The organism is Methylobacterium sp. CCH5-D2 (genome assembly GCF_001556475.1).
GTDB lineage: Bacteria > Pseudomonadota > Alphaproteobacteria > Rhizobiales > Beijerinckiaceae > Methylobacterium > Methylobacterium hispanicum.
The window spans coordinates 1-5,123 of the sequence record NZ_LSIX01000936.1 but is presented as its reverse complement, the minus strand read 5'-3'; the positions used below and the strand labels follow the sequence as shown (position 1 = coordinate 5,123).

The following is a 5,123-nucleotide window of genomic DNA, read 5'->3' as shown; positions in this document are numbered from 1 at the left end:
TCGGCAAGGTGTACGGCGAGGCGCAGACCCGCGAGGAGGCGATCGGCGCGCTCCTTGATGCCGTGGAGCGAGCGCGGGCATGGAGTGAGCGCACCGGCAAGCCCTATATGCGGCCGAACCCGCCAGGATGGCTGCGGAGCTGACCCCGATCAGGCGCTCGGACTACGACGCACCGACCTACCTCAGCAATTCCTCGGTCTTGATTCCGAGCGTCCCGGCTAGCCTCTCGGCCGACACGGCATCGAGCTTGGTCAACTCGCCGAGTTCGGTTTGTTCGATCGTAGCTAGGGGAACATTGGCCAGCTGAGCCAGGCTGTCCTGATCCAGAGCGAGGCGCTCACGAGCGCGGCGCAGGGTGCTGGCAAGGGTGTTGATGGAGGGCTGATCTGTCATGCCCCCCGGTACGGACGCCCAGCGCGGAAAGTTTCAGCAGGGCTGGGCGCCGTGATCCGGCAACTCGCGGCAGTGCCAAAGATCCGGGAGGGTGCGCCTTGGGTTACCCAGAAGCGCGCCGAGGTCGGTCAGCCTAGGCGCCGGGCGCCGGCGAGGATGAAGCTGTCTTGGATGCCGTGTTGAGGCGGTTGGATAAAGCAAACTTCCTGAATATTAAGGCGGCTCTCACGGTATATCCAACGGTTTCATGACCGGAGAGGGCGTCACAAAGAAATCCAGCCTGAATAGAATGAGTCCTGTCGTGTCCGTCACTTCCATTCGCCATTCCGGACCAAGGCTCTCTAGCCTCGCCCCTTCCTCAAGAAGCACGCCCGCATAACGAACAGCCTCTCGCCGCGCGAACTTGGTGTCCGGCAGCTCGACCCCCTTTTTGTCGAGCAGGGTCACACCGTCATAGACGTTGAAATGATAGCGAGGCATGCGTTGCTCCCGGCTGTAGCAAGGCGGGAGCGCGCGTCTCTCTCAGCCGCCGGCGCCCGATACCGTGGCCGACGATGGCGAAGCGTAACAGACTTGATACTCCGCCACAAACGAAGTGCCGCACGGGGCGTGAGAACGACAGAATATTCAATAAATGCCCACCGCGGCGCTGAGCCGGGCGGGCTGAGCGCGAGACCTACGAGAGTTTTAGCCGTCGAGCGATACGTCGGAGCATGGGCAAGTTCTGCCGGAAGTTTGGCAGATCTTGTTCTAAGCCGCCTGGGTCAGTGATGCGTATATCCCAGCAGCCTTCAGTAGCCCACCTGTCCCCCAGCACCACGGCGCTACCGGCGTTGAGTCGAAATGCTTCGCGCGGCCCCAAAGTCGATGCGGCCGATATCGTGAAGCGCACAATCTTCTTGATCATCATCGACGCTCACGAATAGAGGACGATAAGTAATGCGCCTCAGCAACGCAAATCACAACATAAAATAAATTGCGCCGGGAGTGGCGATCACGTGGCAAGCGGAATTTTCCACTCCCCCGCGAACGTCACAGTCGCCACGTAGATCTCTTGCCCGGTTTCATCACGAACGATGGCCCGCAGCACGCGATGCTCACCGTCCGGCAGTGCGCAGTGCGTCATGGAGCCAAGGACCCGGTGCGCTTCCGTCCTAGCTTTCCTCGGACAGTCGAAGCCGGCCTCTGCGTCCCCCGGCACGAAATCGCCAGCGTCATCGGTGTCGACTGTGTAGAGCGGCATCCGAAACTCGTCAGGTGTTGGGTCGTACGGCACCAACGCGATGACCCTGGGTGGGTTCGGCCCGGCGAGACTCCGGCACGAGAAAGCCCACCGCGGCGAACCGGGCGGGCTGAAGTCGTACTCTAGGCTTGGCGCTGATGGCGCTCGAAGCTTGTGCGGGCCTCGCGCGTCATCCCGGCGGCCCGCGCGCGGCGACCGCCCCGCCGATGATCAGCCCGGCCAGCAGGCAGATCACAGCGATGACGGCGGTGAGGTCCTGATCGGGCGCCGGGCAGTTCATGGCGCCCGCTCCCGCGGCAGGATCTCGAACTCCAGCGCCGGCAGCATCACCACGATCGACCAGCCAAGCGCGCGCTGCAGCGGGTTGCAGTCGTAGGCCAGCACGCCGAGGATCCGCCCGCGGCCGGGCATCGCGTCGAGCGGCACGAAGGGCCCGATGATCTCGGTCTCCGAACCGACCTCGCCGTAGGCGTCGAAGCGCTCCGGCTCGAAGTCGAGGCGCCGCCCCATGCCGTCGATGATCCACCAGCGCCGGGTGAGCTCGCACTGGCGGACCCGCACGCGCGAGCCCTGGATCAGCAGGCGCTCGCCCGGCCGGACCTGCTTGTCGGGGTTCACGATCTCCCGCGAGATCTGCCTCACCGGAGGCTCGCGATCGAGGACCATGCTGGCCACCCAGATCAGGGCCGCCAGGATCATGCCCCAGTAGACCCAGTTCAGCAGACGCTCGTAGAGAGGGGTCTGGCGCGGGGCGTGCGACAGGGCGAGTGCGCGTGCGTACAGGTCGACGTCCTCGGGCTTGGGCTTGAGGGGTTCGGGAACGGGTACGTGCTTGATCATCGCGGGGACACGCCTCCCTTCACGATGACGAGGCCGAGCAGCGCCACCACGACGGCGCCGATGATGATCTTCACCAGCCAGCCGATGTTGTTGTTGAGCTTGTCGACGTCGTCCTTGACGTTCTTCAGGTCGGCCTTGCTCGCATAGTTGTTCTTCACCTCCTCGAAGAACCGATCCAGCTTCTTGTCGAGCTGTGCGACCTGATAGGCGAGCAGCCGCACGTCGCTCTTGATGTCGCCCTGCCCGGACAGGACGGGCGTGTCGGTGGATTCCTCCGGCAGCGTCGGCATCGCGTTCCCGCTCATGTTGTTGAGGTCTTGCTGGGCCGGCTGATCAGCGCCCCGCAGTCTCGGGCGCGCATACGGCCCGCCACTTCGCGTTCAGGCTGCGCAGCTGCGCGCGCGTCTCGGCTGTGTCGGTCCGGCTGTAGCGGATCGGGGCCTCGACGGTCTGGCAGAAGCGAGCGGCGTCAGGCACCGCCGGCTGCGGGCAGTGGATCGTCGCCTGAATAACGATGAAGGCGAGGCCGGAGATGGTGCATCCGTCCATGGTCAGTCTCTCAGATCGCGTGGATCGTCCTGCGCCTCGGCCGCGGCGGCACCCGCGGCTCGTGCTTTCTGTTCCTGACGCTCGGCCTTGCGGAGGCCGTCGACCCGCGCGGTCGCGGCGCCGAGATCGCGCATGGCGACCTCGGCCCGCTTGTTGGCGAGCCACTGGTTGAAGATCTTGGCGATCAGCGTCAGGACGGCTGTGGCCCACCACGGGAGGGTCACGTCCGTGCACCAACCTGCGCGGCCGCGGCGCCGGCCACCTCGCTGCCGATCGCGTCCGGCTCGAGGCTGAGCATCCGCGTCAGCTTCTTCGCCACCTCGGCCTCGCCTCCGGCCTGCTTCAGCACCCACGCGCTGATCGCGTTCACGCTGGCCCGATCGGTCGCCCTGGACAGCGCGGCCGCCACCACCGCGGAGCCGACGTTGAAGCTGAGGGTCTTGTCCCGGGCAGCGCCGGCCACCTCGTTCAGGCCGAAAGCGAGCCACTTCCGGAGGGTCGATTCGACCAACGCGTCGGTGAGCAGCATCCGCGCGGGCGGGAACAGCTTGGCGAGGATGGTGCCGATCCCTGCCACCAGGATCGGCACGAGGATCTCGGTGACAGTCTGGGCGATGGCGACCACCCACTGCCCCCACGGCACGATCACGGCGGTGTCGCCGACGGTGGCGACCTCGGCGGCGAAGGCAGCCACCGGGAAGCCGATACAGAAGACGGCACAGGCGAGCGCCAGCGCCGCGAGGAGAACCTTGCGGGTCATGTCGGGTCTTTCGGTTGTGGTGGAGGGTTGCGCGGCTCAGCCCGGCCGGCGTCGGGATCTCAGGTCACCGCCGGGTGAGGCGGTCGAAGAGCCAGAGGCCGAGCCGCGCCCATGGGGACGGGTTCGGCGGATAGCGGACCGGCGGCAGGGGCGGCGGCTCGCTCGTCCGGCGCGGGGCCGGCGGGAAGATGGGGCGGCGGTCGTCGGTCACGCCTCGCTCACGCCGGAGCGCGCCCCCGCGATCGACGTCGGCAGCTTCGAGGCGACCGGCAGCGGCACATCGGACGGCCAGCGGAACGCGGTGAACTCGGACCGCTTGAACGCTGCGACCGAGACCTTGTCGCCCTGGTTGCCGCCGAGAAGGAAGATCTGGTCCTTGTTGGCGCCGACGACGAACCCGACGTGGCCCTGCCAGGACGAGTTGCCCCGCTTCTTGGTGGCGATGCAGCCCAGCGCCGGGTCCTTCAGGCCGACGCCCCAGCCCTCGAACGAGCGGGCGGCGAGGCTGCGCGAGCCGCGCCGGCCGGCCCGCTCCAGCATCGCGTTGGCGAAGGCGGCACACCACGCGGTCGCGTCGTCCTTCACGCCCGCGAAGCCGGCGTCCTTGAAGTAGGCGACCACCTTCGGGTTGTTCGCCTTGCCGATGCCCTCGACGATGCCGAGGTCCTGGCTCGCCAGGGTCAGCCACGCGGGCTGCTCTGGCTCGGACCGGCGCTCGCTCACGTCAGCGCCCTGAAGGGCTTTCACCGTGAGAGGTCCGGCGATGCCGTCAGCCACGAGCCCGGCCGAGCGCTGGAACGCCATCACGGCCGCGATGGTCCTCGGGCCAGCATCGCCATCGGCACCAGACGCGCCCAGGTCATAGCCGCGCGCGATCAGAGCGCGCTGGATCTCAGCGACGTCCATGATTGATTCCTTGTGGTGGTGTGAGGCAGGCGCCGCTCAGCGCGTGGCGACGACGCTGAACGCCATGGTGGAGAGGGCCAGGGCGACGTTGGCCGTCAGGCCGATGCGTACTTGGTTGGTCGCGACGACCCGGGCCCAGGCGATGTTGAGGCCGGCGGGGATGTCGGCGGCCGGGGTGACGGTGATCGGCTCGCCCGCGAGGAGGGCGTCGCCCGTGACCGCCGGCACAACGGTGAAGGTCGTGGTCGAGGCGGCGAGGAGGAGCGTCAGGGCGGGCAGCGTCGCCACGCCCGTGAAAAGGGCGTTCGGACCGGAGACCGTGTCGCCGGCCGGCAGCTCGACGTTGCGGCCGCCGATCCGGCAGAGCGGACGGCGCGCGGCCATGTCAGGCCGCCTTCACCACGTAATCGTCGGGCTCGAACGCGATCTCGG

At 67.3% G+C, this 5,123-nt stretch carries 11 protein-coding genes; all 11 read right to left on the bottom strand.

The features are described 5' to 3' along the window. Positions 1-177 precede the first annotated feature (177 nt). Positions 178-393 (bottom strand): transcriptional regulator, encoded by a 216-nt coding sequence (locus AX737_RS25225; RefSeq protein ID WP_066926203.1) that lies wholly within the window; start codon positions 391-393, stop codon positions 178-180. Between the two features lie 225 nt (positions 394-618). Further along, positions 619-873 carry a hypothetical protein gene (locus AX737_RS25220; RefSeq protein ID WP_066926200.1) on the bottom strand — a complete coding sequence of 85 codons (255 nt, stop codon included), beginning with the start codon at positions 871-873 and terminating at the stop codon, positions 619-621. A gap of 514 nt (positions 874-1,387) precedes the next feature. After that, positions 1,388-1,636, bottom strand: coding sequence for a hypothetical protein (locus tag AX737_RS25215; protein ID WP_066926197.1), 249 nt, complete (start codon positions 1,634-1,636; stop codon positions 1,388-1,390). Between the two features lie 276 nt (positions 1,637-1,912). Continuing rightward, the gene (locus AX737_RS25210; protein WP_066926195.1) at positions 1,913-2,476 is read right to left on the bottom strand and encodes a hypothetical protein; all 564 of its coding nucleotides are present in this window, start codon (positions 2,474-2,476) and stop codon (positions 1,913-1,915) included. Continuing rightward, positions 2,473-2,781 (bottom strand): hypothetical protein, encoded by a 309-nt coding sequence (locus AX737_RS25205; RefSeq protein WP_156453953.1) that lies wholly within the window; start codon positions 2,779-2,781, stop codon positions 2,473-2,475. The genes AX737_RS25210 and AX737_RS25205 overlap by 4 nt, the downstream gene beginning before the upstream one ends. Positions 2,782-2,809: 28 nt before the next feature. Next, the gene (locus AX737_RS25200) at positions 2,810-3,025 is read right to left on the bottom strand and encodes a hypothetical protein (RefSeq protein WP_066926189.1); all 216 of its coding nucleotides are present in this window, start codon (positions 3,023-3,025) and stop codon (positions 2,810-2,812) included. Between the two features lie 2 nt (positions 3,026-3,027). Beyond that, entirely contained in the window at positions 3,028-3,249 is a 222-nt protein-coding gene (locus AX737_RS25195) for a peptidoglycan-binding protein (RefSeq protein WP_066926184.1), read from the bottom strand. Further along, complete coding sequence (locus AX737_RS25190; protein ID WP_066926181.1) at positions 3,246-3,785, bottom strand: hypothetical protein; 540 nt, start codon at positions 3,783-3,785, stop codon at positions 3,246-3,248. The genes AX737_RS25195 and AX737_RS25190 overlap by 4 nt, the downstream gene beginning before the upstream one ends. Positions 3,786-3,849: 64 nt before the next feature. Beyond that, a complete protein-coding gene (locus tag AX737_RS33630; RefSeq protein ID WP_156453952.1) occupies positions 3,850-3,996 on the bottom strand; it encodes a hypothetical protein in 147 nt (48 codons plus the stop codon). After that, the gene (locus AX737_RS25185; RefSeq protein WP_066926179.1) at positions 3,993-4,691 is read right to left on the bottom strand and encodes a TIGR02594 family protein; all 699 of its coding nucleotides are present in this window, start codon (positions 4,689-4,691) and stop codon (positions 3,993-3,995) included. The genes AX737_RS33630 and AX737_RS25185 overlap by 4 nt, the downstream gene beginning before the upstream one ends. A gap of 36 nt (positions 4,692-4,727) precedes the next feature. Further along, positions 4,728-5,075: a hypothetical protein gene (locus AX737_RS25180; protein ID WP_066926176.1), complete on the bottom strand. Its 348-nt coding sequence runs from the start codon at positions 5,073-5,075 to the stop codon at positions 4,728-4,730. Positions 5,076-5,123 lie beyond the last annotated feature (48 nt).

Excerpts from the sequence above, each read along its gene's own strand:
- AX737_RS25190 (WP_066926181.1), bottom strand. The coding sequence starts at position 3,785 with ATGACCCGCAAGGTTCTCCTCGCGGCGCTGGCGCTCGCCTGTGCCGTC.
- AX737_RS25200 (WP_066926189.1), bottom strand. The coding sequence starts at position 3,025 with ATGGACGGATGCACCATCTCCGGCCTCGCCTTCATCGTTATTCAGGCG.
- AX737_RS25225 (WP_066926203.1), bottom strand. The coding sequence starts at position 393 with ATGACAGATCAGCCCTCCATCAACACCCTTGCCAGCACCCTGCGCCGC.
- AX737_RS25205 (WP_156453953.1), bottom strand. The coding sequence starts at position 2,781 with ATGAGCGGGAACGCGATGCCGACGCTGCCGGAGGAATCCACCGACACG.
- AX737_RS25210 (WP_066926195.1), bottom strand. The coding sequence starts at position 2,476 with ATGATCAAGCACGTACCCGTTCCCGAACCCCTCAAGCCCAAGCCCGAG.
- AX737_RS25215 (WP_066926197.1), bottom strand. The coding sequence starts at position 1,636 with ATGCCGCTCTACACAGTCGACACCGATGACGCTGGCGATTTCGTGCCG.
- AX737_RS25180 (WP_066926176.1), bottom strand. The coding sequence starts at position 5,075 with ATGGCCGCGCGCCGTCCGCTCTGCCGGATCGGCGGCCGCAACGTCGAG.
- AX737_RS25185 (WP_066926179.1), bottom strand. The coding sequence starts at position 4,691 with ATGGACGTCGCTGAGATCCAGCGCGCTCTGATCGCGCGCGGCTATGAC.
- AX737_RS25220 (WP_066926200.1), bottom strand. The coding sequence starts at position 873 with ATGCCTCGCTATCATTTCAACGTCTATGACGGTGTGACCCTGCTCGAC.